Below are 25,090 nucleotides of genomic sequence, written 5' to 3'. Positions count from 1 at the left end.
TTGCCGATGAAGGGGCGTCAATTGCGTCGAGAGCAACCATTTTAGTATGAGTATCCAAAGAGACGGGCAGATGATAGACGAACAGTCAGAAATCGGCGGGGTGCCGTCGCGATGAGTGACGGACTCGTACCCGGCGAGGTCGTCCCGGGCGAGGGGACCGTGACGCTGAACGAGGGCCGGGAGACGACTGAAGTGACCGTCGGGAACACCGGCGACCGCCCCTCGCAGGTCGGGTCGCACTTTCACTTCTTCGAGGCCAACGCGGCCCTGGAGTTCGACCGCGAAGCGGCCATGGGGATGCGGCTGAACATCCCCGCCGGCACGGCCGTCCGGTTCGAACCCGGTGAGGAGCAGACCGTCGAACTCGTCGAGATCGGCGGGAAGCGCCGCGCCCACGGCATGAACGGACTCGTGAACGGGAGCGTCGACGGCGACACGAGCGACGCGGTCGAGCGCATGCGCGCGGCGGGCTTCCGCGACACCGGGGCCGACGCGGCGACAGACGGCGGGAGCGAGGAGGAGGGTGCGGAGTGACACGCGACATCGACCGCGAGAACTACGCGGACCTCTACGGGCCGACGACGGGCGATAGGGTCCGCCTCGGCGACACGGAACTGTTCGCCGAGGTCGAAGAAGACCTGCGGACCCACGGCGACGAGGCGGTGTTCGGCGGCGGCAAGACCCTCCGGGACGGCCTCGGGATGGCCGCCGGCGTCACGCAGGAGGAGGGCGCGCTCGACTGGGTGCTGACGAACGCGACGATCATCGACCCCGTTCTCGGAATCGTCGCCGCCGACATCGGCATCCGAAACGGCGAGATCGCGGGCATCGGCAAGGCCGGCAACCCCGACACGATGGACGGCGTCGACATGGTCGTCGGCCCGTCGACCGACGTGTATCCCGCAGAGGGGAAGATCGCGACCGCCGGCGGCCTGGACATCCACATCCACTGGAACTCGGCACAACTGCACGAGCACGCCCTCTCCTCGGGCATCACGACGATGCTCGGCGGGGGCTACGGCGGCGGCGCGACGACGTGTACGACCGGCCCGGAGAACATCAAGCGCTTCCTGCAGGCCGCCGAGGCGTGGCCGGTCAACGTCGGCTTCTACGGCAAGGGCAACGCCTCGGACCCCGGCCCGCTCCGCGAGCAGGTCGCGGCCGGCGCGTGCGGGCTGAAACTCCACGAGGACTGGGGGTCGACGCCAGAGACCATCGACACCTGCCTCGACGTGGCCGAGGACGAGGGCGTGCAGGTCTGCATGCACACGGACACGCTGAACGAAGCGGGCTTCGTCGAGAACACGTTCAGCGCCGTCGACGGGCGGACGATGCACCTGTTCCACATCGAGGGCGCGGGCGGCGGCCACGCCCCGGACATCATGGAGATGGTCGGCGAGCCGAACATGCTCCCGTCGTCGACGAACCCCTCGATGCCCTACACCGACAACACGTTCGACGAGCACCTGGACATGGTGATGGTGTGTCACCACCTCAACCCCGACGTGCCCGAGGACGTGGCCTTCGCGGAGTCCCGGGTGCGCGCGGAGACCATCGCCGCCGAGGACGTGCTCCACGACATGGGGGCCATCTCGATGATGACCTCGGACTCACAGGCGATGGGGCGGATGGCCGAGGTCGTCTCGCGTACCTGGCAGACGGCCTCGAAGATGAAGTCCCAGCGCGGCCCGCTCCCCGAGGACGAGGGGACCGACGCCGACAACTTCCGCATCAAACGCTACATCTCGAAGTACACCATCAACCCAGCCATCTCGGCTGGCATCGACGAGTACGTCGGCACGCTCGAACCCGGCAAACTCGCCGACGTGGTGCTGTGGGACCCCGCCTTCTTCGGCGTCAAGCCGGCGATGACGTTCAAGGGCGGCTTCCCGGTCCACTCCGAGATGGGCGAGGCCAACGGCTCGCTGATGACCTGCGAGCCGATCCTCCAGCGCGAGCGGGCCGGCGCGGTCGGCAAGGCCAGACACGCTCTCTCGCTCTCGTTCGTCTCCCCGGCGGCCGCCGAGGCCGGCGTGGGCGAGGCGTACGGCCTCGATACGCCCGTCGTCCCCGTCGAGGGCACGCGCACCCCCGGCAAGGACGATATGGTGTACAACGACTACTGCCCCGACGACATCGAGGTCGACCCCGAGACGTTCGAGGTGCGGGTCGACGGCGAACACGTCACCTGCGAACCGTCTTCCGAACTGCCACTCGCACAGCGGTACTTGCTATGAAACTCACAGCCAAAGAGCAGGAACGACTCACGGTCTTCACCGCGGCAGAGGTCGCGCGTCGTCGCAAGGAACGCGGCGTCCCGCTGAACCACCCCGAGGCGGTCGCCTACATCAGCGACTGGTGCATCGAGCGGGGCCGCGACGGCCAGTCGGTGGCCGAGATCCGCTCCGGCGCGTCGAAGCTGCTCGGCCGCGAGGACGTGATGGACGGCGTCCCGGAGATGATCGACATGATCCAGGTCGAACCGGTGTTCCCCGACGGGACGAAGCTCGTCACGGTCCACGACCCCATCCGCTCGGACAGCGTCGGGATCGCCGACGCTGACGGGGAGGACGCGGACGCCGACGGCGGAGACGACGCCGCGACGGAGGCAGCGGAGTGAGCCTCACGCACCGCGACGTGGCGACGGTCGGGATCGGCGGCCCGGTCGGCTCCGGGAAGACCTCGCTGCTGACCGCCATCGTCCCGAAACTGCGCGAGCAGGGCCTCGACGTGGGCGTCATCGCCAACGACATCCTCACGCAGGAGGACGCGGACGTGCTCCGCGAGCGCTTCGCCGGGGTCGTCCCCGAGGACCTCGTCGCCGGCGTCGAGACGGGGGCCTGCCCGCACACGGGCATCCGCGAGGACCCGTCGATGAACCTCCAGCAGATCGACGCCTTCCTCGCGGAGCACCCAGAACTGGACCTCGTGCTGGTCGAGAGCGGCGGCGACAACCTCGCGGCCACGTTCAACCCCGAACTCGCCGACTACTCGCTGTACGTAATCTCGGTCGCCGAGGGCGAGGACATCCCGCGCAAGCGCGGGCCGGGCGTCGTCGACTGCGACTTACTCGTCGTCAACAAGACCGACCTCGCGCCCCACGTCGGCGCGGACGTCGAGGTGATGGAGCGGGACGCCCGCGAGGTCCGCGATGGCCCGGTCGTGTTCACCAACTGCAAGGACGAGACGGGCGTCGACGAGGTGCTGACACACGTCCGGGAGGGGGTGCTGTTCGCCTGATGGCCGCCGACGCGCCCCACCCGGCCTTCGAGGGGTACGCGACCGAGGCCGTCCCGCAGGCCGCCGTGGGGTCGCCGGGCAAGGACGGCGTCCTCGAACTGACGTTCGCCGCGACGGCGGACGGGACGCGTCTGGTCCACGACTACGCGACGGTCCCGTTCCACGTCTCGGGGACGCTGGGCCACGACCCCCATCCCGACGCCGACACCGTCTTCGTCCAGTCGCCGACCGGCGGCGTGGCGCAGGGCGACCGCCACGACGTGACGGTCGAGGTCGGCGAGGACGCCGTCGCCCACGTCTCGACCCAGAGTTCGACGAAGGTCCAGACGATGACGTGCAACTACGCCGCCGCCGACACCGCGCTCCGCGTCGAGTCCGGCGGCCACCTAGACTACGTGCCCGAACCGACGATCCTCCACGCCGACGCCAGGTACGTCCAGGATCTCTCGCTGGACCTCGACGCCGGCGGGACGGCCGTCGTCGCCGACGTGGTCGTGCCGGGCCGCCTCGCCCGCGGCGAGCGCTTCGAGTTCGAGCGCTACCTCTCGCGCGTGCGGGCGACCGGGCCGGACGGCCTCCTGTTCGAGGACGCGACCCACCTGACGCCGGGCGAGGACGACCCGACCGCGCCCGGCGTCCTCGGCGAGTATACCGTCTACGGGACCGCGTTCGTCGTTGCACCGGACCGCGACGCCGCCGCCCTGAGCGACGCGCTGCACGCGGTCGTCGCCGAGGGACCGGCCCGCGCCGGGGCGACGGCGCTCCCGAACGGTGCCGGCGTCGCCGTCCGGGCGCTCGGCGACCGCGCCGAGACCGTGCAGTCGACGCTGCACGCGGCCTGGGACCACGCTCGGCGGGACCTGATCGACGCCCCAGCGCCGACCGGGAGGAAGTACTGATGCTGGTCGCGAAGGCGTACGTCGGCCACCGCGAGGAGGAGAGCGTCGCCGACCGCCTCGCCGCGGCGGAGTCCGTCTCCGTCGTGCTCTCGGACACCGAGCGCCGCCGCTCGCGGGTCCGGACCGAGACGGTCGGAGGCCGCGACCTCGGCATCGTGGTGGCCCGCGACCTGGCCGACGGCGACGTGCTCGAAGCCGACGACGGCACGCTCGTCGTGGTCGAACTGGCCGCCGTCGAGGCGCTCGTGCTCGACGTCGCCGGCGAAGTGTCGCCGACCGCGGCCCTCGAACTCGGCCACGCGGTGGGCAACAAGCACTGGGACCTCGCCGTCCGCGACGGGGAGGTCCTGCTCCCGGTCGCCGACTCGAAGGCGCGGATGGAGGCCGCGGTGGCCGAGCACCTCCCCGACGTGCCGACGCGGTACGAGCGCGTCCCGCCGACGACGTTCGACGACGGTGGAGCCGACCACAGCCACGGGGACAAGGGCGGGCACAGCCACGCCGACCACGGCCACAGTCACGCCGGCGAGGGTCGCCACGGTCACGGCGACCACTCGCACGGCGACGGTCACACCCACTCGCACTCGCACGGCGGCGACGGCCACACCCACTCCCGCGACGGCGAGGACCACGACCACGGCGTCCGGACCATCGACGGGGGCGACCCGTGAGCGACGCCGCGACCCTCGAGTCGTTCCGCCTCGCGGACTCCTTCCTCCCGGTGGGGACCTACAGCGTCTCCTACGGGCTGGAGCAGTTCGTGCAGGACGACCGAATCGAGGACGCCGCCGATCTCGAAGCGCTGCTCGCGACGTACCTTCGCCGGCAGGTCGGCCCGGCCGAACTCGTGGCCCTCCGGGCTGCCCACGCCGCCGCGCGAGAGGGGGATCTCGACGCGCTGTGTGCGGCTGACCGGCGACTGAGCGCCGTGACGCTGGCCGCTGAGTTCCGCGAGAGCTCCCAGCAGTCCGGGGACCGCCTGCTCTCGCTCCAGACCGAGCTTCGGGACGACGCCCTCCTGACGGACTACGCCGACCGCGTCGCCGCCGACGAGTCGCCCGGCAACTACGCCGTGGTCCTCGGCGCGGCGACGGGCCTGGCCGGCGTCGACGAGCGCGAGGCCTGCCTGCTGTGCTGTCACGGCTTCGTCACCGGCCTGCTCGGCGCGGCCCAGCGCCTGCTCTCGCTCGGCCACACCGACGCCCAGCGCATCCTGGACGACCTCGGCGCGGTGATGACCGAGGCCGTCGAGGACAGCGCCGACCGGACCATCGACGACATGACGCCGTTCGCGCCGCTGGTCGACGTGCTCGCCGCCGACCACGAACGGGCCGAGCGCCGACTGTTCGCCAGCTGAGACCGGTCGGCTCGCGGCCTTCCCGTGTCCGGGGCCGCGTCTCGCGTCGGCCCCGCCAACGTGACAGATTTCCCACCGATCGGGAACGACGCCGTAGTTTTAGACGGGAGCGGATTCAATTACGCGTGAGTGTCAATGTACGACAAGATTCTCGTTCCGACCGATGGGAGCGACGTAGCCGCCGCAGCGGCCGACGCGGCCGTGGCGCTCGCCCGGGAGTTCGACGCCGCGATCCACGCGGTCCACGTCCTCGAACTGGGGGAACTCCCGCCGGGCGTCGACGACGAGTACGCCGACGAGTTCGCCCACCGCGGCGAACGGGCCACCGAGGAAATCGCCGAGAAGGCCGCCGCGGGCGGCGTCGAGGCCACGACCGCCGTCATCGACGACCCCGGAAAGATTCACGAGGCGATCGTCGAGGCCGCCGAAGACGCCGGCGCGGACTGCATCGTGATGGGGACCTACGGCCGGACCGGGCTGGATCGGTTCGTCCTCGGGAGCGTGGCCGAACAGACGCTCCGCGACGCGCCGGTCCCGGTCATGACCGTCCACGAGGACGCGACGGTCGACCTGCCCTTCGAGGACGTCCTCGTTCCGACCGACGGGAGCGAGTGCGCGTCGGCCGCCGCCGACCTCGCCATCGCGCTCGCGGCCGCGTCCGACGCGACACTCCACGTCGTCAACGTCGTCGACCTCGGCGTCCTCTGGGGCGACGTCGACACCGGAACGGTGCTCGAAGCGCTCGAAGCGGCCGGTCAGCGAGCGCTCGACAGCGTCATCGAGCGCGCCGAGGCGGCGGACGTCTCGACCGTCGAGGCGTCGGTCATCAACGGGACGCCGTACCGCGCCATCGACGCCTACGCCGAGGAGAACGACGCGGACTGCATCGTCATGGGCACGCACGGCCGGACCGGGCTCGACCGATACCTCCTCGGCAGCGTCACCGAGCGCGTGATTCGACTCAGCGACGCGCCGGTCCTCGCGACGAAGGACTTCGACGCGGCGGAGTGACCGCGAACTGCGTCGCGTCCCGGCCGTCGTTCGGCCAGCCACGGAAGGTTACTTTATTGATAATAGGGAACGATTGACACGACGGGATGACGATGTACGAAACGATCCTCGTCGCGACGGACGGAAGTGACCCGGCGAACCGCGCTGTCGAATACGCACTGGACCTGGCTGCCAGTCGCGGGGCCGTCGTCCACGCGATTTCGGTCGTCGACACCGGTCGATACGGCGAGCCGGCCCTCTCGACGACGGAGATCGTCGTCGACGAACTGGAGGACTTCGCGCGGGACCTGCTCGCCGATATCGAGGAACGGGCCGAGGCCCGCGACGTGGAGTTCGTCGCAGAGTGCTGTCACGGCGAGCCCCACGAGACCATCGTGGCGTACGCCGACGAAATCGACGCCGACCTGACGCTGCTGGGCCGACACGGGGCCTCGCGGACCGGCCACCACATCGGTAGCGTCGCGGACCGGGTGGTCACCCACTCCGACCGCCCGGTCCAGCTCGTCTGACGCCGGGCCGACGCCGGTCGAGTTGGGGCTCACTCGCTCCCGTCGAGCAGCCGGCCGTGGACGTCGATCTCGCCGTTTCGAATCCGGGTGCTGCTGATGCGCGTCCCGTCCTCGGCGACGACGAACGGCGGCGTGTGGATCTCCAGCGGCCGGAGGCCGTTCTCGCGGCGCTCCCGATTGAGTTCGTACGCGCGGCGCTGGGCCTTCGCCTCCGGCGAGGCGACGAGCGCGTCCACGTCCTCGCGCGTCGCCGCCGGCCCCTGCACGTCGGCCAGCTTCAGGATCTCGTAGGACGCCGTGTAGGCGTCGTCGAGTTCGCTCAGCTCCGCGTCGAGGGCGTCCCGGCGTTCCTCGTAGGAGCCGAGCAGGTCCGCGTGCTCGGGGTCGCCGCGCGTCTCCGTAGCCAGGTCCGGGCTCGTGAGCCCGACGATGACGTGGCCCTCGCCGGGGCCGTCGTGGCTCGCGGTCTGGAAGGCCTTGTGGAGGAGCGCGCGGTGACCGTTGTGGACGGGCGTGAACGTACCGCCGAGGATGGCGGTGCGGGCCGAATCGGACATACCTGACACTGCACACGGCGGCCCCATAGGTGCTCGGCCGCGCGCCGCTCTGCCCGGTCAGTACCCGCCGGGGAGCGCCGCGACGATGCTCGCCAGCGCGAGCGGGACCGCGAACAGGAGCGCGTACCAGGCCCCGCCGCCGGCGAGCACCAGCCACGTCGACGCGCCGTAGCCCGTCGGATCCCAGTCGATACCGGCCCGTGGCAGTCCCAGGACGCCGATCACCGGCAGTCCCGCGGTGTACGCACCGAAGAGGAGCAGCGACATCGTGAACAGCGGCTTGCTCAATCGGACCGCGCCGCCGCGGCCGGCCGTGTCGACGGTCGCGAGAACCACCAGCGTCCCGACGACGAACGGGAGCGACGCCCCGATCCCGGAGAGAGCGTACGACGGGGCGAGCGATTCGGTCGGCGGCAGCGACCGGAACAGCGCTCGGAGCCGCTTCGCGAGCAGGAACGGCAGCCAGCAGACGGACGCGACGACGCCGGGGACCAGCAGCGACAGCCCGAACGTGAGCCACCCGCTGACGGTGTCGAGGAGCGACTGGAGGAGGACCATACTCGACAACACGGTGCCGCCCGCACGTAATCTTTGGTTCCCGCTGCGCCGGCCGCCGTTCCCGCGGCCGTCAGTCGTCGGCGTCGGCCGTCTCGGCCCGCGGCACGGTCACGTCGGTGAGCCCGGCTTCGATCTCTTCACGACGGTCCTCGAACTTCCCGGGGAGGACGAGCCGACCGCCGAGGTCGTCGAGGGGTTCGTCGCTGGTGTAGCCCGGGTCGCTCGTGGCGAGTTCGAACAGGACGCCGCCGTGCTCGCGGAAGTACACCGACCGGAACCAGTGACGGTCGATCTGCTGGGTCGGCTGCAGCCCTCGCGACCGGACGGCCGAGCGCATCGCCGCCTGGTCGTCGTCGGTCGGCGTCTGGAAGGCGACGTGGTGGACCGTCCCGTGGCCCTGTCGGCCGCCCTGGATGGTCGGGAGCACGTCGACGTACGCCCCAACCGGACCGCTGGCGGCGAAGCGGGTCCGCTCGTCGCCCGGCGTGTCGCCTTGCGCCTGTTCGGTCCCGACCTCGTCGAAGCCCATCGTCCGCAGCAGGTCCTCGGTCGGGTCGGGGTCGGCCAGCCACAGCGTCACCGAGTGGAACCCGCGGATGGCGTGTTCATTGGGGACGAACTCGGTCCACGGCACGGTCGGGTCGTCGTCCGGAATCTCGACCGCGACCAGTTCCACCGGCAGGCCGTCGGGGTCCCGGAACGGGAGCACGGTTTCGCCGAACCGTTCGACGCGCTCGTCGTAGTCCACGCCGTACTCGTCGAATCGGTCCTCCCAGTAGTCGAGGCTCCCTTCGGGGACCCGGAAGGCCGTCCGGGAGACCTGGCCGGACCCGACCTTTCCCTGGCGCATGTCCTCCCACGGGAAGAACGTCATGCTCGTGCCGGGGGTCCCCTCCGCGTCGGCGAAGAAGAAGTGGTACGTCCCCGGGTCGTCCTGGTTGATCGAGCGCTTGACGAGGCGGAGCCCGAGCGTCTCGACCCAGAAGTCCATGTTTCGCTGCGGGTCGCCCGCGATGCACGTGACGTGGTGAATCCCCGGCGTCGGTGGTGCGTCTGTCATTACTCCGAGTAGGCGTCGCGCGTACTTCAATTCGTGCTGACGCGAGTGTTACCGGGTCGCGACCGCTGTTACGGTCGCGGCGACGCCGCCGGAGCCGACGCCTCACCAGTTGCTCGGCGTGTACTCGAAGTCGTACTCGTCGACGCGCTCGGCCGGGAGCCCGACCGCCTCGAACATCTGCCGGAAGACGCCCCGGTACTCGTCTTCGGGGATCGTCTCCCCCGGTTCGAGCGTCACCAGGAGCCACAGACCGCCCAGGCGGTCCAGTTTGACGACGTACTCGTGGCCGGCGTCCGTCGTCACGATTCGGACGCTCGGGACGACGACGCTGAACTGGCCGAACGTCCCGCGCTCGTCCGCGTACGTCTGGTTCGCCCAGCCGTCGCCGTAGGTCTCCGAGGTGGTGACCGACGTGGCCCGCTCGGCGAACGCTCCGTGAACGGCTTCGAGGTCGGTCTCGCGGTCGACGCGGTACGTGAGGAAGTGCTCGGACGTGCCCGCGGCGGCCGATTTCACGTCCGCAACGAGCCCCGCCGTCGCCGACGCGGAGAGGTCGAACAGGAGCGCGAACTGCTCGCTGAGCCAGTCGTCCGGCGGGAGGTTCGTCGGCCGGAACGGCTGTTCGAAGTCCAGCGCGTCGTCGAAGAACGCCAGTCGAACGCCGCCGTCGGGCACCGTGAAGTCGACCTCGAAGAACCGCGTCGCGGAGTAATTGAACTGCGTGAGCACCACGCGGGCGTCCGTTCCGAACTGCTCTGCGAGCGCCGGCACTGTCAGTTCCCGGCCGATCTCCCGTTTCGCGTTGACGTAGTAGGGGCCCTCGACGGTGTAGCCGGCCTCGCGGGCGCGCGACTGGACCGAGTCGTAGTCCACGCCCTCGATGGTGTCGCCGGCCGTGCTGTAGGCGGCGTGATCCGTTCCGAACATGCCGAAACAGCCCGCGAGCGCCGTCGAGCCAGCGACCGCCGCTCCCGAGAGGAGCTGTCGTCTAGTATACATACCGACCACTCACTCGCGGCAGGACCGAAAGCACTCCGGCGCCCGCGTCGGTCCGACGCTCCGATTCTCTCAATCGAAAAGAGCGCCTCTGGGTGTCGAGACAGCGAATTCCTGCCAACCGGTGGCGAAATACAGGCGAAATTTTACGTGTGAATATTCGGTACGTTTTCTGATGGTAACTGCAGTAGATGGGGTGGTACCCGAGCACGACCGGACGGCGCTCGGTCTGGGCGCGCTGTTCGCCGCGCTCGTCGCGATCAGCGTCTGGACGTCGGCGGTCGGGACCCTCGCTCGCCTCGCGACCCGGTGGGTCGACGGCGCGTCGCTGGCACTGCTCGTCGTCTCGGCGATCACGTCCCTCGGCGGACTGGCGCTGGGAGCGGTGGCGTACGCGTGGTATCGGGACCTCGATCTGCGACTCGCGCTCCCGCGGCAGGGCTCGTGGTCGACGGCGCTCGCGGTGACGCTCGCCCCCGCCGCGCTTGCGGTCTGCGTCGCAATCGCGGGGAACACTCTCTTCGACACCGGACTGAGCGCGATGACCCAGCGGTGGGTCAGCGCCGACGCCTCGGCCGGTTCCCTGATTCGCCTCGCCGTCCTCCCGGCGGCGTTCGTCAGCGTCGGCTACGGCCTGCTGTTCTGTGGCGTCGTCTACGAGGGTGTGCGGGACCTCCTTCCGGAGCACGCCGTGAGCGTCGCGGCGTCGCTGGTCGCCGTCTTCTGGCTACTCCCCATCGACGTGGGACCGTTCCCGACCACACCCGGCGCAGTCATCGAGGTCGTCCTCTCGCTGGTGTTCGGCGTCGCGTTCGGGATGGCCGTCGGCGTGCTCTCTCGCCACCGTCGATCGGACGCGCCGCTCCGGTCACTGGAGGCGAGACACGCCGCCGTGCTCGCCCTCGCCGCGGTCGGCGTTTTGGGCCTCGCCACCGACCTCACGCCGCTGGCGCAGACCGTCGGCGACCTGCTCTGGGTCGCCGCCTTCGGCATCGGCCTGTCGGGCTACGAGCGGACGCGCTCGGTCTGGGTCCCGATTGCCGCGCTCGCGGTCTTCCAGACGGTCCTCGTGGCCGTGATTCACGTCGAAGCGCAACTGGGTCTCGCGCTCCTGTAGCGGGTCCGACTCCGCTTGCAGCGACCGTGGACATACTTGGCAAATAACTGTCCTTTCGGTGCTTCCATTACCTCGTTGGTCGAACCGTCTCCACGATGCTCCCGGCGACGCGACAGCGCAGTCGGGAGCCGCTACCATGGATTCCCGCGTCTCCCAGACACTCGGTCGGATCACCTCGGCGGGGCGTCTCCCCCTCGGAACCGTCGTGACCGTCCTGTTGTTCCTGTTCGCCGTGCAGTTACTGGGAGCGGCGACCGACGCCGCTGCCCCGCTTCTCAGGCAGGTGTTCTTCCGCGTCGTCGTCGGCGACGCCGCCGCGCTGGGCCTGAGCTGGCTCGCCGCGTACGCGCTGGGTAACGGGTCCGTCGTCGCGGCGCTCGCGCTCTCGCTGTTCACCGCCGACGTCGTGTCGGCCCCCCAGTTGTTCCTGCTGATCGCGGGGTCGCGTCTGGGTGCCGCGGCCATCGTCGTCTTCATCGGCGCGCTCGACTTCTTTCAAAAGGAGCGCTACACGCTGCAGGAGTCGGTCAGCCTGGGCCTGCTCGCCTTTCTGTTGACCCTCTCGATATACCTCCCGGTCACCGTCCTCGGCTACGTCGCGCTCCCGTGGCTCCGCGACCCGCTCGGGGCGCTCACTCGGAACTGGTCACTCGGCGTCCGGTCGCTCTCGGTGCTCGAACCGCTCACGGCGGCAATCACCGCGCGCGTCGGGCCGGCGCTAACCTTCTGTCTGGCGGTCGGGCTCCTGTTCGGGAGCCTGACGCTCTTCGACCGACTCCTCGGAACCGTCGACACCGAGACGCTCCGCGAGCGCTTCTTCAGCCGCCTCCAGCGCACCTGGGTCTCGTTCGCCGTCGGGCTGCTGGTGACCGGGCTCACCACGAGCGTCGCGTTCTCGCTCGGCGTCGTCGTCCCGCTGTACAACCGCGGCTACGTCACCCGCGAGGAACTCGTCCCGTACGTTCTGGGAGCGAACATCGGGACGCTGTTCGACACGCTCCTCGTCGCGGTCGTGCTCGATTCGGCCGTCGGCGTCGCGGTCGTCCTCGAACTCCTGGTCGTCGCGACGGCGGTGACGCTCGCGGCGCTCCTCGTCCTCGACACCTACAGCCGGGGTGTCTTCGGTGCGTACGACCGTCTCCTCGACGACCGACGGCTGTTCGTCGCCTTCGCCTTCGTGCTTCTCGCCGTCCCACTCGGGCTGGTGCTCGTCCCGCTGGTCACCGGGTAACCCGTACACACGCACCGGTGATTTCGATGGATTCGGGCGTTATACGGCCCATTCCGATCGTTAGCCAGCGGGTAAATATACCTACCTGTTCCGTCTGTGCGAGCATGGCTACCGAACAGCGAGAGTACGTCATCGCTCCGTGGGGGGAGGGAGACTGCGAAACGTCGGTCGTCACGCTCGACCTGCCGTCGCGGGAACTCACCGCTCAGGTGGAAGTCCCGACGAGCGTGCTCGAAAACATGTCGGAACTGGCCGACGAGCACGGGATCGCCACCGAACAGGCGCTCGCGGAGCGACTGGAGATCAACCGCGCCCGCATCTCGCTCTACGCTGCGAAATCGGTCGAGTCGGTGAGTAAGGTCCAGCAGCACCTCACCGACGCACGCGAGTATCTCTCCGGGGTCGAGGTTCTGGCGACGGACGACCTCGAGGACGACATCGAGCACATCTGGACCAGCGAACTCGGCGAGCCGTAACCACGGCAGGCTTGGGTGCGGACTGACCGTCGGCGACTTCAGCTCCCGAATGGTGGTGGCCCCTACTGGGGGTCTACGACCTGCTGAGCGCGTTCTACGAACAGCATCGAGAGCAAAATTCGCAGGCTAGTCAGTGGTGTTCTCAAGAGGACAACCCATACACCAAAATTTGTAATTAGAAAATGGATATGTGGTTGCAGATTTCGGTGATATAAGTCCATAACGGCCGAACGATACTTCGAATATTCGGCCGTGCGTCAGAGCGTTCTGTCGCCTCAACTCGACGGCCGATACTGTCGATTCCAGATTACTGAACCGACCACGCACCTCGGACCGTGGACCCTCCGGGGTTTCGGGGTCATCTGCGGCACTCGCGCCTCGATAGGCCGTCGCCGGGTGCCTGTATGCCATGTCTTTGACTAACAACCGTACGCTCGTTATCGACCGGATTCCACAGTGTCGAACGGTGACCGAGTCGCGTCAGTGTTTCCAGACAGACACGCGCACGTGGCTACTCGCTGCGCAAACTATCTGCAATAAAAGTATGTGGGTGCTGAGACGCGGTTGGCGACGGGATACTTGGGCGAAAATGGCCGATGGGGAACCACCCCGGTCTCGGGCCGAGACGGTGGCAGACACTCGTATTGGCCGTATTTACCGTGAGAACCCTTTGAGCGAACGAATTAACTACACTGTGAGTCCCCATAAATTTATTATCAGATACCTCCTGCCACCGGGTACGATGTCCGACTCCATTCCGGCGACCCACCAGTTGGTCTCTGGATTACCAGATCCCGAAACGGCCGACAACGTTCGATACAATCCGTCGCTCGAACAGCTACGGTCGTTTTCCAGCGATCTGGAGACGACAACCTCCTTCGGCGCACCGTCGTACGTCAGCGACGAGCGCTCCCGGAACGCGGACAAGACGAAGAACAACGTCGACGACGCGTTCGACGGCGAGGACTACCGCCTCATGGAGGACCTCGTCTCGGTGGCCACCGAGGAGGCGATGGTCTGTCTGGACCGGAAAGTCGGCCGCCACGCGGACAACAGCTACACCTGCCGGTACTACGTCCCGGAGGAGTACAGCCGCATCGCGCTCAGCCTGGCCAAACTGCTGGAACCGGCCGATCCCGACGCCGAACCGGACTTTTATACCGTCCAGGTACCCGAGTGGGACCGGACGGCCATCCGAATCCTCCCCGAGGAGGGGTTCACCGCGGTCGCCGGGAGCGACTACACGGGTGAGGCGAAGAAGTCGTTCCTCAGGCTGTTCATGCTCCGCGCGAAACAGCAGGGCGGCCTCGGGCTCCACGCCGGGAGCAAGCAGGTCGAACTCGAAACGGACGACGGGATGGAGACCGTCGGCCAGCTGTTCCTCGGCCTCTCCGGGACCGGGAAGTCGACGCTGACCGCCCACGGTCTCTGGCTCGACGACCCGGAGGACGCGACGATGCTCCAGGACGACGTGTGCGCGCTCCTCCCCGACGGGAGCGTCGCCGGCAGCGAGGGACAGGGCCTGTTCGTCAAGACACACGGGCTCGACCGGGAGACGGAACCGGGGATCTACGACGCCACGACGGACGAGTCGGCCGTCCTGGACAACGTCGACGTGGCTCCTGACGGAACGGTAGACTTCGACAGCGATCGCTACTCTTCGAACGGCCGCGCGATCATCCAGCGCGAGAAGCTCTCTTCCGCGGGCGCGGATATCGACCTCCCCGAGGTCGACCAGATCTTCTTCATCACGCGCCAGCCCGCGATGCCGCCGGTCGCGAAGCTCTCGCCCGAGGAGGCCGCCGTCGCGTTCATGCTGGGTGAATCCATCCAGACCAGCGCCGGCGACCCGTCCGCCGCCGGCCAGTCCATCCGCGTCGTCGGGACGAACCCCTTCATCATCGGGTCGGAGGGCGAGGAAGGCAATCGCTTCCGCGACCTCATCGAGGATCTCGACGTCGACTGCTACGTCCTGAACACAGGCTCCGTCGGGTCGCGAGACGTCGGCGTCGAGGACACGATCACGCTGCTCCGGGGCATCTCGCGCGGGACGCTGGAGTGGGAGACCGACGAGGCGACCGGCTTCACCGTTCCCGCGTCCGTCTCCGGTCTCGATATCGACGAGTTCGCCGTTTCGGAGAACCTCGACGACTACGAGACGACGCTCGCGGCGCTCCGCGACGAGCGCGAGTCGTACCTCGACCAGTTCGACGACCTCGACGACGACATCGTCGACGCGCTCTACTGACGCGACGCGCTGGCGGGCGTTTTTCCCGCTCAGTGGCAGCGTTGACTGTCGGAATGGTCTGCATTTATCACTGTACGTCACTCTAGCAAATAGTCTATTTCTATCCACATATATCGTAGATACAGTTCTGTATTTCGAATCCTGAACCCAAATCTGGCGGCATCCTCCCGCGGCCGAAAGCCGGCTCTCCGAACGGCGATCGCAGGGTCGCAAGCCGCTCAGCCCTGCCGATACCGCCGCGTCCACCTCGGTATCGCGCGCCGATAGAGCGCGAACCCGACGAGACCGAGCATCGCGCTCCCGAGGCCGAGGCCGGCGAGCAGAACTGGCGAGACGGGAGCGAGCGCGAAGCCGACGACGAGCACGGGAACGAGCGGGACGATCATCGCGAGGCCGAACACGGCGAACAGCGCGGTGTCGAAGAGGAACTCGTTGGGCGAGAACCCGGTCAGGAACACGGTCGTCCCGAAGATGTAGCAGGCGACGCCGACGAGCAGTGCGGCCCCGACGACCGCCTCGCCGACCGGGCCGCCCCGCCAGACAACTGCGGGCGCGTAGACGGCGAGGCCCACAGCCGGGCCGAGCAGGAGGAACGCGCGGAGCTTCCCCGCGAACAGGGACGCGACCGACAGCGGGAGCGCCCGGTAGGCGTCCACGTCGTCGGACTGCGTGAGCCAGTTGTATGTGGTAAACCCCGAGAGCCCGAGCACTGCGCCGAGCGAGATGCCGGCGGAGGGCGAGACGCCCGTGATTCGCCCCGCGAGGTCGGTCAGGCCGACCGTGACGCCGAGGAGGACGCCGGCGGAGAACAGCACCTTCCCGAACCCGCCGGCACTCCGGTGGACGTCGAGGAGCGTCTTCGTCGCGATGGGGTCGCCGAGGCGACGTCGCCAGCGGCGAAACGACGGTCCGACGGTCCGCGCCGGCCGACGTGCTGACGGGTCGAACGTCGCGGCACCGACCAGTGAAACGGCCGCGACGGCAACTCCGGTCGCCGCGATTCGCGGCCCCGTCGGCGCGAGGAACACGCCGTAGGGCGAGTAGGCCGCGATGTCGACGCCAGTCGTCCACGCCGCGCCGCCCGCGACGAGGACCGCGCCGAGGACCGCACGCCCCGGCAGGCCCCGACCCGTAAGCCCGAGGACGGCGAGCGTCGCGCCCATGCCCAGGACGAACGCACACGTCAGCGTCGCCCACAGAAGGGCAGATGTTCCGGCGAGCGACGCTACGTCCGAGACCCCGCGGACGGCCGAGATCGCGGCCGCCGTCCCCAGCGAGATCGGCAGCAGGAACAGGAGCGCGTAGTACACGAGGTCCTTGACGACAAAGACGCCGAGCAGTCGGGACTGCGACAGCGGGAGCGTCCGCGCGGAGAACACCAGCAGGGTCAGGTCGCCGAGGAGGTCGTCGATAGCGTCGCGCCCGACGAAGCCGATCGAGCCGGTGTGGAGGCCGAAGACGGCCGCCAGCGCGTGCAGCCCGGCGTAGACGGTCTCGGGTGCGGTCCCGGTGGCGACGACCCCACCCGCCGCTCCCGCGGTGACGAGCGCGACCAGCACCGGGAACAGCGCGAAGCGCGTCCCGCGAAAGAGGCGGCCGTGGAGCCGCCACTCCTCGCGGAGCATGGCGACGAAGACCCGGCGGGTCCGCCCGTCAGGCATCCCCGACCTCCCCCTCGACGGTCGCGTCGACGCGGTCTAGGAACACGTCCAGCAGCGTCTCGTCGGCCGGGAGGTCGGCCGGGCGCACGTCCGCGACGAGGCCACCCTCGTAGACGATGCCGACCCGCGAGCACAGTTCGGCCGCCACGTCCACGTCGTGGGTGGTGAGCACGATGGTGTTGCCCGCGTCGCGGTAGTCGCGGAGGAAGCGCTTGACCCGCTCCTGGACGATGGGGTCGAGGTTGGCCAGCGGCTCGTCGATGAACACGAGCGCGGGCTCGTGGAGGAACGCGCCGGCGATCATCACCTTTTGTTGCTGGCCCCGCGAGAGGTCGGTGGCCATCGTGTCGAGTTTCGCGGTGAAGCCGAGCCGGTCGGCCCACCGCTCGATCCGCTCGTCGACCGTCTCGGGGTCGAGGCCCCGGACCGCGCCGACGAACTCGAAGTACTCCCGCGGCGTCATGAAGCTCGGCGGGGACTCCTTCTCGGGGAGGATGCCGACCCGCTCGCGGACCCGCGTCGGGTGGGCGACCGGGTCGACGCCCAGCACCGAAATATCCCCGCCGTCGGGGGCGAGCTGGCCGGTGAGCGTCTCCATCGTCGTGGTCTTGCCCGCGCCGTTCGGTCCGAGCAGACCGAACAGCTCCCCCTCGGCGACCGACAGCGAGAGGTCGCCGACGGCGGTCACGTCTCCGTACGACTTGCGGAAGGACTCGATCTGGATTGCTGGCACGGCGGTCTCACGAGCGTCTGTCCCGAAACCGCATAAGTCGTGGTGGTGGTGGGCCGTCGGTCACGGCCCGCGGCGCGTCTCAGTCGTCGCTCAGCACGCCTTCAGCGACGGCCATGTCGTCGACGCTGGGGTCGTCCTCGGACTGCCGAAGGACGAACCGCTTGCGGATCAGGTCGGCGACGTACAGCGCCGTCCCGACGATGATGAGCGTGTCGCCGGGCAGTCGCGCCCAGAACAGCGTCTGGACGAGCGGCTGCTCGTAGAACGCCACGCTGCGGGCGGCGGCGTAGCTCCCGGTGAAGGCGGCCTCTAGCTGGAGGAAGCCGACCGGGAGCACGGAGACGAACACCATCAGCGCGAGGCCGACGTTCCAGCACCAGAACGCCCCGCGGAGCCAGGACGCGTCCCAGCGCTCGGGCTTGATGGAGATCTGGAGCATGTACGTGACCATCCCCAGCGCGAGGAAGCCGAAGGCCCCGAACATCGCGGCGTGGGCGTGGCCGACGGTGAGGTAGGTCCCGTGCTCGTAGTAGTTGATGAGCGGGAGGTTGATGAAGAACCCCAGCACGCCGGCCCCGACGAAGTTCCAGACGCCGCTGGCGACGATGAACATGAACGGGAGTTTGTAGGTGAACCCGCCCGTCTCGGTCATCGCGCGGTACTGCCCGATGGCCTCGTAGAGGATGAACACCAGTGGGATGAGTTCAAGCGTCGAGAAGACGCTCCCGATGGGGACCCACATGTCCGGCATCCCGACCCACCAGTAGTGGTGGGAGACGCCGATGACGCCGGTGGACATCACGAGCAGCGCCTGGAGCATGACCGCCTTCTCGGCGCTCTTGCGTTCGAGGAGATTCATCGACACCAGCGTCAGGCCGACGATGGCGACGATGAAGAACTCGAAGGCCCCCTCGACCCACATGTGGACGACCCACCAGCGCCAGAACTCCGTGACGGCGATGTTGGTGTCCGGGGTGAAGAAGAACCCGGCGGTAAACAGCAGGGCGATCGAGCCGCCGGCGTACAGGATCATGTGCGCGAGACCGAACGGCTGTTCGCGGTCGAGCATCGGCTTCAGCCCGCGGATCGAGAGGACCGCCCAGAGGCCGAAGCCGACGAGCAGGCCGACCTGCCAGACCTTCCCGACTTCGAGGTACTCCAGGCCCTCGTTGCCGAGCAGCCACCAGAGCTGGCCGTCGAGGTAGCCGTTCGCGCCGAGCCAGATGCCGCCGAGGCCGCCGACGGTGACGACGACGATGGCGACCAGCAGGCCGTCGATGTACGTCGACTGACGCTTCGGTTCGTGGCCGGTCAGCAGCGGCGGGAGGAAGAGTCCGGCTCCCAGCCACGTCGCGGCGATCCAGAGGATGCCCAGGTCGATGTGCCAGGTCTTGGCCATCGCGAACGGGAGCAACTGGAGGATGTGGACGCCGAAGATTCGCTCGATACCGAAGAAGCCGGCGCGCTCGATGTAGAAGTGCGCCAGTAACCCGCCCAGTAACACCTGCGCGAGGAACAGCCCCGCGGCGACCGGGACGAACCGCAGCGCCGACCGCTGGCTGGGGAAGACGCTCACGTCGCCGGGCTCGGGGACGGAGATGCCTGCGGCGGACGGTTCCGGGAGGTCGACGGCCTTGTACAGCCAGATGCCGGCCCCGGCCCCGCCGACGAGCAGGACCATGGCGACGACGCTCCAGGTCATCGCTGCGCCGGTGGCGTCGTTGCCGGCGGCCGGTTCGTAGGGCCAGTCGTTCGTGTAGGAGTGCTCACCGCCGGGGCGGTCGGTGTGAGAGAACCACGCCGTCCACATCGCGAAGTCGGCGAAGTTCCGTGCGTCCTCCGCGTTCTCGATCATGCCCTCGGGGACGCCGCGCTCGTGGCTCCCCTCGTGGTAGCGCTCGACGTACACCTCGCGGACCTGCTCGTGGGCGTACAGTTCCGCGGCGGAGTACTCGATGGGGCCGCCGCCGTACTCGCCTTCGAGGTCAGATTTGACCACGTCGTTCACCGCGGCCTGCTCGGCCGAGGCGAGCGAGTCGTAGTCCGTCCCGTAGCGCTCCTCGGCGTAGTACGTCCGCATGTACTGGGTCTTCAACTCCAGCGCGTCGGCGGTGTAGTCCGCGCCGTAGTACGCGCCGTTGCCGAGGATCGACCCGTGGTTCATCAGCCCGTTCTTCTGGAACGACTTCTTGCCGTCCCGAATCTGTTCGTCAGTCACGATCGTCTCGCCGTCGGGCCCGACCACCCGTTCGGGGATGGGTGGGGCCTCCTGATAGGCGATCCACGCGCCTGCGCCCATCACGACGAGATTGAACACGAAGGCGACGACGAGCACCTTCGCGATGGTTTTGCGTTTCAGTTCCATGTGTGCGATCGTTCGCCCGGGCCGCCCAAGAAGGGGTTTCTGCGTTCTCAGCCGCTGGTGGCCGGTGCGAATATGTTCGCCCTGACACCGATTCATCCGACGCCCGTCGGCGATATGCGGGTTCGACCGACGGCATGCCCCCGCACTACCTGACTGTTCAATGTCACCGCATGTTGTGGCAATGATTCGCAATACCAATAGACCTATATAATGGTGTGCTATACCTTAACATGTATGGCGTCCGCACCGAGTAGTGACGATATGTTCGACGAGTTCCTTTCCCAGCGCGGTCACGACGTGGACGAGACCGGATGGGAGGAGAACTACAACAAGAAGCAGTGCCCGGATTGTGGCGGTCTTCACGAGTCGACAGCGTCCCAGTGCTCGGTGTGTGGCTGGGCACCGGCACACTGACTGGGCCGGATTTCGTTTCTTCGGACCTTCAGGTCGCGAGCCCGTGGCTCACTGGTCGTCCAGTCGGAACTGACGACTGTGCGTCGTGGCGCAGTAGGAAGTGGGTAATCAAGAGTCGGGCGACCGACGCCGGGGGTCAAGCGGCGCGGTGCCGACCGTGATTGGGGGGGTCAGTGTCGGACCCACCGAGCTTCGTCACACCCCTGACCGCACGACAGCGGCCCAATCAGCGTGGACGTCGTCTCGATGGGTCGCTCGTGATCACATCGTGTCGAGAGACAGTTGGAGGAACATCCCGAGCACGAGGTGTTGATACGCGGCATTCTGGATCCGCTCTTTCGCAGTCGCGGTATCAGCGATCGTATACTGCTTCGTCTGGACGAGTTCGTGCATCTGGAGCGTGTCTTGGGCTTCCAGATCGTGGAGCCGGGGGTACACTGTCCCCGGACTCAGCTCGGCACCGAACTGTGACGACAGCTCCTCCATCAGTCCGGTCCCGTGGGTGCCACCGTCGGCGACGGCGATCATCGCCAGGAGGATTTCGTCCAGACTCTGTGTGACGAGTCCGTCGTCGATGTCGACATCGCCGTCGGCGACGTCGTCGACGACCGAAGCCAACAGCGACTCCGAGATGGCGTCACGACTGGGCGGGTCATGCGAATGCGGGCGCTCGATCCCGACGAGGGGGGTCAGTCGCTCGTCGGCTGTCTCGCCCTGTGTCTTGCCCGTCGTCACGCGACGGAGGTTGTCTCCGGACATCGTCTCACCTGAACGCGATCTGCATCCGACGCTACAGGGTGAATGAACATATAAACAGTGCAGTGTTTTCTCAGCGTGAAAGTACCGCTGTGCTGGATAAATTTTATATATCGCGACGAGAACGAACGGGTAGTGGCCGAGGAACAGAGCATTGAGGAGATTCTCGATACGATCGGTGACCAGCACGCGCGTCGCGTACTCGCCGCGATCAGCCGGGAACCGCAGTCGGCGAAGGAACTCGCCGAGGAGTGTGATCTTTCTCTCCCGACAGTGTACCGCCGTATCGAACTGCTCGACGAGTACGACCTCGTCACAGACCGAACGCTCGTCGCCGAGGACGGGAACCACTACAAGGTGTACGAGTCCAACTTCGAGTCGACGGTCATCTCCCTGGAGGACGAAGAGTACAAGGTCCGTATCTACCGAGAGGAGAACCTCCCGGACCGATTCAGCCAGCTCTGGGACGAACTGAATCCGGAATGACGCTGACGAACGTGAGGTCTGACCGTGGTGACTGACGGCGTCGCTCTCGCCCGCGGCGCACTCGTCCTGATGCGGATGGTGGTGTTCGGGCTCACGCTCGGAATCACCCTCATCAGCTTCCAGGCCTACCGGAAACGCCCATCAGAGCGTCTCCAGTACGCCTTCGTCGGGTTCGCGTTCATCAGCATGGGCGTCGCCATCTCCAGCGTCATCACGCAACTGAGCGCCGGCGAGACGGGCGCGCTCGTCCGCGTCTTCTTCCAGATGGCCGAAACCATCCCCTTCATCATCGGGTTCTCGATGCTGTACGTCTCGCTGTATCGGTAGGGTGCCCGACCGGTCTGCGTTTCGCTCACGAAAGCACGTCGTTTATCTGCCAGCGGCCCCACTACATGTCCAATGGCTGATTCGACCACCGAGGTTGTCCGCCTGTTCGGTGGGCCCGGTAGCGGGAAGACGACGGCGTTGCTCGACCGTGTCGACGAACTGCTGGAAGAGGAGGGCGTCGACTTCCGCGACGTGCTCGTCGTCTCGTACACGCGTGCCGCGGCCGCAGAGGTGCGCGAGCGCCTCGCCGAACGGCTCGGGGAGTCGCCGCGCGCACTCCGGGGCAACGTCTGTACGATGCACGCGAAGGCATACGAGCTGTTGAACCTCTCGCGCGGCGACGTCGTCGGCGAGGACGACAAGGAGGCCTTCTGCGAGGAGTTCGGCATCGACTACGAGGACGAGTACGAGGGGTCGCGCCGCCGCTCGGCCCGCTCGACGACGCTCGGGAACAAGATCATCGCGACGAGCCAGTGGCTCCAGCGCACCCGGCGCGACGTGGCCGACTGGTACGACGTCCCCTTCAAGTGGGACGACGAGGAGGTCCGCCTCCCGCCCGAGATCGACGACAACGCCCAGACCGGTAACAAGTACACGCCGACGTGGCCGACCGACGACGACCGCGTGGACGTGCCCGCCGCCATCCGCGGCTGGCGCACCTACAAGGGCGAGAACGATCTGACCGGCTTCGCCGACATGCTCGAACGGGTCGCCCAGCGCTCGCTGCTCCCCAACGTCGACTACCTCATCATCGACGAGTTCCAGGACATCACGACCCTCCAGTACGACGTGTATCAGGAGTGGAAACCCCACATGGAGCGCGTCCTCATCGCCGGCGACGACGACCAGGTCGTCTACGCCTGGCAGGGCGCGGACCCCGACCTCCTGCTCGAAGAGGACGTGACACAGGACGAGGTGCTGCCCAACTCCTATCGGCTCCCCTCGCGCATCCTCAACGTCGTCAACCGCGAGGTGCGCCACATCGAGAAGCGCCAGGAGAAAGACCTCAATCCGCGCAAGGAGGGGGGTCGTGTCGAGGCGGTCCAGAACCCCTCGATGTTCGACCTCTCGCGCAACGTCCAGAGTACCATCGAACAGTCCGACGAGACCGTGATGGTGCTGTTCCGGGCGCGCTACCAGATGTTCCAGTTCATCGACGAGTTCATCGACAAGGGCATCCCCTTCTCCTGTCTCACGGACCAGCGGATGTGGACCGACCGCCTCACGCAATACGTCCGCGGGCTGGAGTCCGTCGACGCCGACGAACCGCTCACCGTGCTTCAGGCCCGGCGACTCGCCGACATGCTCGTCGACTCCGCATTCGGCACCGGCGAGCGCGACGACTTCTTCGACGCGCTGGAGGAGATCGAAGAGGCTCACGAGGACGAGGACGCGGACATCGCGGACATCGAGATCGACCCCGAGGTCGTCCGCGACCACGTCCCGTTCATCCCGGATGCGGCCTCCGCTGGCGACATGCTTCGGAAGGTGACGAACTTCCAGGAGCGCACCGTCGACGCGTATTTCCGGGGCGACTACACTGGCATGGACACCGACCGCGTCCGCGTCGGCACCATCCACTCCGCGAAGGGTCGCGAGGCCGACCACGTGTTCGTCGCGACGGACCTCACCGAGAAGGTGGTCGAGCAGATGGCCGCCACCGTCGACCAGCAGGGCATCGAGGTCCCCGGCGTCGACGAGTTCACCAAGCACACCAGCCCCGTGCCGACGCTGACCGACAACGAGCGCCGCGTGTTCTACGTCGGAATGTCCCGTGCCCGGGAGCGACTCGTCTTGCTCGAGAATCTCGTCGACGGCGCGCCGACGCTGCCCATCGACGTGCTGCTGGAGAACGAACCCAGCGAGCGCTCGATCGACGAACTGCTCGACGAGGCTGGCGACACCATCGCTGCCGACTGAGTCGCACGCCGCGCTGTTTTCGCCGCCGCTACTCGTCGATGGTCCCGCCGTCGAGGTAGTAGGTGGTCTTGTCTCGCGTCGACCGAGCGACTTTCGTGAACGTCACGACGCGCTCGCCGTCGCCGCCCTCGTCGCGTTCGACCTGGAGTTCGAGCCCCTGCTCGCGGAAGTACGACAGCACGTCTTCGATGCTCTCGGGCGTGCCGCGGATGGTGTGGGTCTCACCGACCGACTCGCCGGCCTCGACCGCGCGAATCGTCTCGACGGCGGGGCGGAGGATAGCTTCGCCAAGTCGCTGGGCCCGCTCGCGGACCCGCTCGTCCGACTCCTCGAACTCCACGGCCTGGAACGCCTCGCGCATGACCCGGGTGAACACGAAGTCCCGTCCGTACTCGAAGGGGAGTTCGAAGGCGTGTTCCAGGTCGGCCCGGTGGATGGCGCTCGTCGTGTACTTCAGCGCCTGGCGGCCGTCGGTCGACTTCAGCACCACGCCCTCGCGGCCGCGCTCGTCGAGGTCGTGGATGCGCTCGCGCGCTTCCGCGGCGGCAGCCGACGGCGCGAACGTCCCGAAGTGGGCGACGCTGTCGAGTCCGTACGTCTCGCAGGCGTCGCGGCGCCGCTCGACGCCCATCGGATCCCCGCTCTCGCGGTGGCGGACGCCGAACACGTAGAAGCCGACCTCGTCGACCTCGGCGTAGTCGTGGTTCGTGTAGGGGTTCTCCGGCCCGACGAGTTCGCCACAGAGCATGTGCTCGGGGTACTCGTCGAAGAACGCGTCGGCGTCTACCAGCCGTTCGATCTTCCGGGTGGTGTACGGGCAAATGAACCCGCTGCGGGTGAACGCCAGTACGTCGCCGTCGACGCGAGCCACTCTGACGTTGTAGCCGTTGAGTTTCTCTTCGACGGCGACCGGGCCGTCGAACGCCTCCTCGACTGCCGGTTCGAGGACGAGCGCGCGCGGCATCGAGGGGTAGCCGCGAACGACCGTGTCGCCGACGAGGGCCGTCCCGCGCTCGATGCCGTGGCGCGCGTCGCCGAGGTGCCGGTACTTCCGACCGCGGAACCACTCGGTGTCGAAGTGCTCCAGCACGTCGTCGACATCGGCGTCGGTGCCGAGCACCGACGCCCAGTCTCGCGACATGCGTGGTAATTATTGGCACGCGCCCAAA

26 protein-coding genes are annotated in these 25,090 nt (G+C 67.8%); 17 read left to right on the top strand and 9 right to left on the bottom strand.

What is annotated here, in order from left to right:
• Window positions 1-111 precede the first annotated feature (111 nt).
• The 9 genes from ACOZ4I_RS15135 to ACOZ4I_RS15095 all read left to right on the top strand — a co-directional run bounded on the left by ACOZ4I_RS15135 (window position 112) and on the right by ACOZ4I_RS15095 (window position 7,016).
• Complete coding sequence (locus tag ACOZ4I_RS15135; protein ID WP_424000989.1) at window positions 112-534, top strand: urease subunit beta; 423 nt, start codon at window positions 112-114, stop codon at window positions 532-534.
• Window positions 531-2,237: an urease subunit alpha gene (ureC, locus tag ACOZ4I_RS15130; RefSeq protein WP_424000987.1), complete on the top strand. Its 1,707-nt coding sequence runs from the start codon at window positions 531-533 to the stop codon at window positions 2,235-2,237. Before ACOZ4I_RS15135 ends, ureC begins: the two co-directional genes overlap by 4 nt.
• The gene (locus ACOZ4I_RS15125; protein WP_424000985.1) at window positions 2,234-2,620 is read left to right on the top strand and encodes an urease subunit gamma; all 387 of its coding nucleotides are present in this window, start codon (window positions 2,234-2,236) and stop codon (window positions 2,618-2,620) included. Before ureC ends, ACOZ4I_RS15125 begins: the two co-directional genes overlap by 4 nt.
• Window positions 2,617-3,240, top strand: a complete 624-nt coding sequence (gene ureG / locus ACOZ4I_RS15120) for an urease accessory protein UreG (RefSeq protein WP_424000983.1) — start codon at window positions 2,617-2,619, stop codon at window positions 3,238-3,240. Before ACOZ4I_RS15125 ends, ureG begins: the two co-directional genes overlap by 4 nt.
• Window positions 3,240-4,139, top strand: a complete 900-nt coding sequence (locus ACOZ4I_RS15115) for an urease accessory protein UreD (RefSeq protein ID WP_424000981.1) — start codon at window positions 3,240-3,242, stop codon at window positions 4,137-4,139. The genes ureG and ACOZ4I_RS15115 overlap by 1 nt, the downstream gene beginning before the upstream one ends.
• Window positions 4,139-4,810: an urease accessory protein UreE gene (locus tag ACOZ4I_RS15110; protein WP_424000979.1), complete on the top strand. Its 672-nt coding sequence runs from the start codon at window positions 4,139-4,141 to the stop codon at window positions 4,808-4,810. Before ACOZ4I_RS15115 ends, ACOZ4I_RS15110 begins: the two co-directional genes overlap by 1 nt.
• Window positions 4,807-5,496 (top strand): urease accessory protein UreF, encoded by a 690-nt coding sequence (locus tag ACOZ4I_RS15105; RefSeq protein WP_424000977.1) that lies wholly within the window; start codon window positions 4,807-4,809, stop codon window positions 5,494-5,496. The genes ACOZ4I_RS15110 and ACOZ4I_RS15105 overlap by 4 nt, the downstream gene beginning before the upstream one ends.
• Window positions 5,497-5,631: 135 nt before the next feature.
• Window positions 5,632-6,507, top strand: a complete 876-nt coding sequence (locus ACOZ4I_RS15100; RefSeq protein ID WP_424000975.1) for a universal stress protein — start codon at window positions 5,632-5,634, stop codon at window positions 6,505-6,507.
• 92 nt (window positions 6,508-6,599) lie between these two features.
• Window positions 6,600-7,016: a universal stress protein gene (locus ACOZ4I_RS15095; protein WP_424000973.1), complete on the top strand. Its 417-nt coding sequence runs from the start codon at window positions 6,600-6,602 to the stop codon at window positions 7,014-7,016.
• Between the two features lie 29 nt (window positions 7,017-7,045).
• On the opposite strand, the gene ACOZ4I_RS15090 is transcribed toward ACOZ4I_RS15095, so the two are convergent.
• The 4 genes from ACOZ4I_RS15090 to ACOZ4I_RS15075 all read right to left on the bottom strand — a co-directional run bounded on the left by ACOZ4I_RS15090 (window position 7,046) and on the right by ACOZ4I_RS15075 (window position 10,190).
• On the bottom strand, window positions 7,046-7,573 hold the full coding sequence (locus ACOZ4I_RS15090; protein WP_424000971.1) for a phosphopantetheine adenylyltransferase: 528 nt from the start codon (window positions 7,571-7,573) through the stop codon (window positions 7,046-7,048).
• A gap of 57 nt (window positions 7,574-7,630) precedes the next feature.
• A complete protein-coding gene (locus ACOZ4I_RS15085) occupies window positions 7,631-8,131 on the bottom strand; it encodes a hypothetical protein (protein WP_424000969.1) in 501 nt (166 codons plus the stop codon).
• A gap of 70 nt (window positions 8,132-8,201) precedes the next feature.
• Complete coding sequence (locus ACOZ4I_RS15080) at window positions 8,202-9,191, bottom strand: ring-cleaving dioxygenase (RefSeq protein WP_424000967.1); 990 nt, start codon at window positions 9,189-9,191, stop codon at window positions 8,202-8,204.
• A 102-nt stretch (window positions 9,192-9,293) separates the two neighbouring features.
• Entirely contained in the window at window positions 9,294-10,190 is an 897-nt protein-coding gene (locus ACOZ4I_RS15075) for a hypothetical protein (RefSeq protein ID WP_424000965.1), read from the bottom strand.
• Window positions 10,191-10,362: 172 nt separating this feature from the next.
• Here ACOZ4I_RS15075 and ACOZ4I_RS15070 point away from each other — a divergent pair, with 172 nt between their 5' ends.
• The 4 genes from ACOZ4I_RS15070 (at window position 10,363) to ACOZ4I_RS15055 (ending at window position 15,259) form a co-directional block, all read left to right on the top strand.
• Window positions 10,363-11,304: a hypothetical protein gene (locus tag ACOZ4I_RS15070; RefSeq protein WP_424000963.1), complete on the top strand. Its 942-nt coding sequence runs from the start codon at window positions 10,363-10,365 to the stop codon at window positions 11,302-11,304.
• 136 nt (window positions 11,305-11,440) lie between these two features.
• Window positions 11,441-12,535 (top strand): sodium:phosphate symporter, encoded by a 1,095-nt coding sequence (locus ACOZ4I_RS15065; protein ID WP_424000961.1) that lies wholly within the window; start codon window positions 11,441-11,443, stop codon window positions 12,533-12,535.
• A 104-nt stretch (window positions 12,536-12,639) separates the two neighbouring features.
• Window positions 12,640-13,011, top strand: a complete 372-nt coding sequence (locus ACOZ4I_RS15060; protein WP_424000959.1) for a hypothetical protein — start codon at window positions 12,640-12,642, stop codon at window positions 13,009-13,011.
• A 742-nt stretch (window positions 13,012-13,753) separates the two neighbouring features.
• A complete protein-coding gene (locus ACOZ4I_RS15055; RefSeq protein ID WP_424000957.1) occupies window positions 13,754-15,259 on the top strand; it encodes a phosphoenolpyruvate carboxykinase (ATP) in 1,506 nt (501 codons plus the stop codon).
• A gap of 218 nt (window positions 15,260-15,477) precedes the next feature.
• On the opposite strand, the gene ACOZ4I_RS15050 is transcribed toward ACOZ4I_RS15055, so the two are convergent.
• From ACOZ4I_RS15050 to ACOZ4I_RS15040, 3 genes are all read right to left on the bottom strand, one after another.
• A complete protein-coding gene (locus ACOZ4I_RS15050; RefSeq protein ID WP_424000955.1) occupies window positions 15,478-16,920 on the bottom strand; it encodes a hypothetical protein in 1,443 nt (480 codons plus the stop codon).
• A complete protein-coding gene (locus ACOZ4I_RS15045) occupies window positions 16,913-17,653 on the bottom strand; it encodes an ABC transporter ATP-binding protein (protein ID WP_424000953.1) in 741 nt (246 codons plus the stop codon). Before ACOZ4I_RS15045 ends, ACOZ4I_RS15050 begins: the two co-directional genes overlap by 8 nt.
• A 79-nt stretch (window positions 17,654-17,732) precedes the next feature.
• The gene (locus tag ACOZ4I_RS15040) at window positions 17,733-20,018 is read right to left on the bottom strand and encodes a nitric-oxide reductase large subunit (protein ID WP_424000951.1); all 2,286 of its coding nucleotides are present in this window, start codon (window positions 20,016-20,018) and stop codon (window positions 17,733-17,735) included.
• A gap of 234 nt (window positions 20,019-20,252) precedes the next feature.
• On the opposite strand from ACOZ4I_RS15040, the gene ACOZ4I_RS15035 reads away from it, so the two are divergent.
• Window positions 20,253-20,432 carry an HVO_0416 family zinc finger protein gene (locus ACOZ4I_RS15035; protein WP_424000949.1) on the top strand — a complete coding sequence of 60 codons (180 nt, stop codon included), beginning with the start codon at window positions 20,253-20,255 and terminating at the stop codon, window positions 20,430-20,432.
• A 261-nt stretch (window positions 20,433-20,693) separates the two neighbouring features.
• Here ACOZ4I_RS15035 and ACOZ4I_RS15030 read toward each other — a convergent pair whose 3' ends face one another.
• Complete coding sequence (locus tag ACOZ4I_RS15030) at window positions 20,694-21,191, bottom strand: helix-turn-helix transcriptional regulator (protein ID WP_424000947.1); 498 nt, start codon at window positions 21,189-21,191, stop codon at window positions 20,694-20,696.
• A 132-nt stretch (window positions 21,192-21,323) separates the two neighbouring features.
• On the opposite strand from ACOZ4I_RS15030, the gene ACOZ4I_RS15025 reads away from it, so the two are divergent.
• From ACOZ4I_RS15025 to ACOZ4I_RS15015, 3 genes are all read left to right on the top strand, one after another.
• The gene (locus tag ACOZ4I_RS15025; protein WP_004515333.1) at window positions 21,324-21,674 is read left to right on the top strand and encodes an ArsR/SmtB family transcription factor; all 351 of its coding nucleotides are present in this window, start codon (window positions 21,324-21,326) and stop codon (window positions 21,672-21,674) included.
• 27 nt (window positions 21,675-21,701) lie between these two features.
• Entirely contained in the window at window positions 21,702-22,001 is a 300-nt protein-coding gene (locus ACOZ4I_RS15020) for a DUF7521 family protein (protein ID WP_424000944.1), read from the top strand.
• A gap of 72 nt (window positions 22,002-22,073) precedes the next feature.
• Window positions 22,074-23,921 (top strand): UvrD-helicase domain-containing protein, encoded by a 1,848-nt coding sequence (locus ACOZ4I_RS15015; RefSeq protein WP_424000942.1) that lies wholly within the window; start codon window positions 22,074-22,076, stop codon window positions 23,919-23,921.
• Window positions 23,922-23,949: 28 nt separating this feature from the next.
• Here the strand turns inward: ACOZ4I_RS15015 and ACOZ4I_RS15010 are convergent, their stop codons facing one another.
• Window positions 23,950-25,062, bottom strand: a complete 1,113-nt coding sequence (locus tag ACOZ4I_RS15010) for an RNA ligase (RefSeq protein WP_424000940.1) — start codon at window positions 25,060-25,062, stop codon at window positions 23,950-23,952.
• Between the last annotated feature and the right edge of the window lie 28 nt (window positions 25,063-25,090).

Source organism: Haloarcula salina (assembly GCF_049603855.1).
Lineage (GTDB): Archaea > Halobacteriota > Halobacteria > Halobacteriales > Haloarculaceae > Haloarcula > Haloarcula salina_A.
This window is presented reverse-complemented; position numbering and strand designations above follow the sequence as displayed.

Excerpts from the sequence above, each read along its gene's own strand:
- ACOZ4I_RS15135 (WP_424000989.1), top strand. The coding sequence starts at position 112 with ATGAGTGACGGACTCGTACCCGGCGAGGTCGTCCCGGGCGAGGGGACC.
- ACOZ4I_RS15125 (WP_424000985.1), top strand. The coding sequence starts at position 2,234 with ATGAAACTCACAGCCAAAGAGCAGGAACGACTCACGGTCTTCACCGCG.
- ACOZ4I_RS15115 (WP_424000981.1), top strand. The coding sequence starts at position 3,240 with ATGGCCGCCGACGCGCCCCACCCGGCCTTCGAGGGGTACGCGACCGAG.
- ACOZ4I_RS15110 (WP_424000979.1), top strand. The coding sequence starts at position 4,139 with ATGCTGGTCGCGAAGGCGTACGTCGGCCACCGCGAGGAGGAGAGCGTC.
- ACOZ4I_RS15100 (WP_424000975.1), top strand. The coding sequence starts at position 5,632 with ATGTACGACAAGATTCTCGTTCCGACCGATGGGAGCGACGTAGCCGCC.
- ACOZ4I_RS15095 (WP_424000973.1), top strand. The coding sequence starts at position 6,600 with ATGTACGAAACGATCCTCGTCGCGACGGACGGAAGTGACCCGGCGAAC.
- ACOZ4I_RS15090 (WP_424000971.1), bottom strand. The coding sequence starts at position 7,573 with ATGTCCGATTCGGCCCGCACCGCCATCCTCGGCGGTACGTTCACGCCC.
- ACOZ4I_RS15085 (WP_424000969.1), bottom strand. The coding sequence starts at position 8,131 with ATGGTCCTCCTCCAGTCGCTCCTCGACACCGTCAGCGGGTGGCTCACG.
- ACOZ4I_RS15080 (WP_424000967.1), bottom strand. The coding sequence starts at position 9,191 with ATGACAGACGCACCACCGACGCCGGGGATTCACCACGTCACGTGCATC.
- ACOZ4I_RS15075 (WP_424000965.1), bottom strand. The coding sequence starts at position 10,190 with ATGTATACTAGACGACAGCTCCTCTCGGGAGCGGCGGTCGCTGGCTCG.
- ACOZ4I_RS15070 (WP_424000963.1), top strand. The coding sequence starts at position 10,363 with ATGGTAACTGCAGTAGATGGGGTGGTACCCGAGCACGACCGGACGGCG.
- ACOZ4I_RS15065 (WP_424000961.1), top strand. The coding sequence starts at position 11,441 with ATGGATTCCCGCGTCTCCCAGACACTCGGTCGGATCACCTCGGCGGGG.
- ACOZ4I_RS15060 (WP_424000959.1), top strand. The coding sequence starts at position 12,640 with ATGGCTACCGAACAGCGAGAGTACGTCATCGCTCCGTGGGGGGAGGGA.
- ACOZ4I_RS15055 (WP_424000957.1), top strand. The coding sequence starts at position 13,754 with ATGTCCGACTCCATTCCGGCGACCCACCAGTTGGTCTCTGGATTACCA.
- ACOZ4I_RS15050 (WP_424000955.1), bottom strand. The coding sequence starts at position 16,920 with ATGCCTGACGGGCGGACCCGCCGGGTCTTCGTCGCCATGCTCCGCGAG.
- ACOZ4I_RS15040 (WP_424000951.1), bottom strand. The coding sequence starts at position 20,018 with ATGGAACTGAAACGCAAAACCATCGCGAAGGTGCTCGTCGTCGCCTTC.
- ACOZ4I_RS15035 (WP_424000949.1), top strand. The coding sequence starts at position 20,253 with ATGGCGTCCGCACCGAGTAGTGACGATATGTTCGACGAGTTCCTTTCC.
- ACOZ4I_RS15030 (WP_424000947.1), bottom strand. The coding sequence starts at position 21,191 with ATGTCCGGAGACAACCTCCGTCGCGTGACGACGGGCAAGACACAGGGC.
- ACOZ4I_RS15015 (WP_424000942.1), top strand. The coding sequence starts at position 22,074 with ATGGCTGATTCGACCACCGAGGTTGTCCGCCTGTTCGGTGGGCCCGGT.
- ACOZ4I_RS15010 (WP_424000940.1), bottom strand. The coding sequence starts at position 25,062 with ATGTCGCGAGACTGGGCGTCGGTGCTCGGCACCGACGCCGATGTCGAC.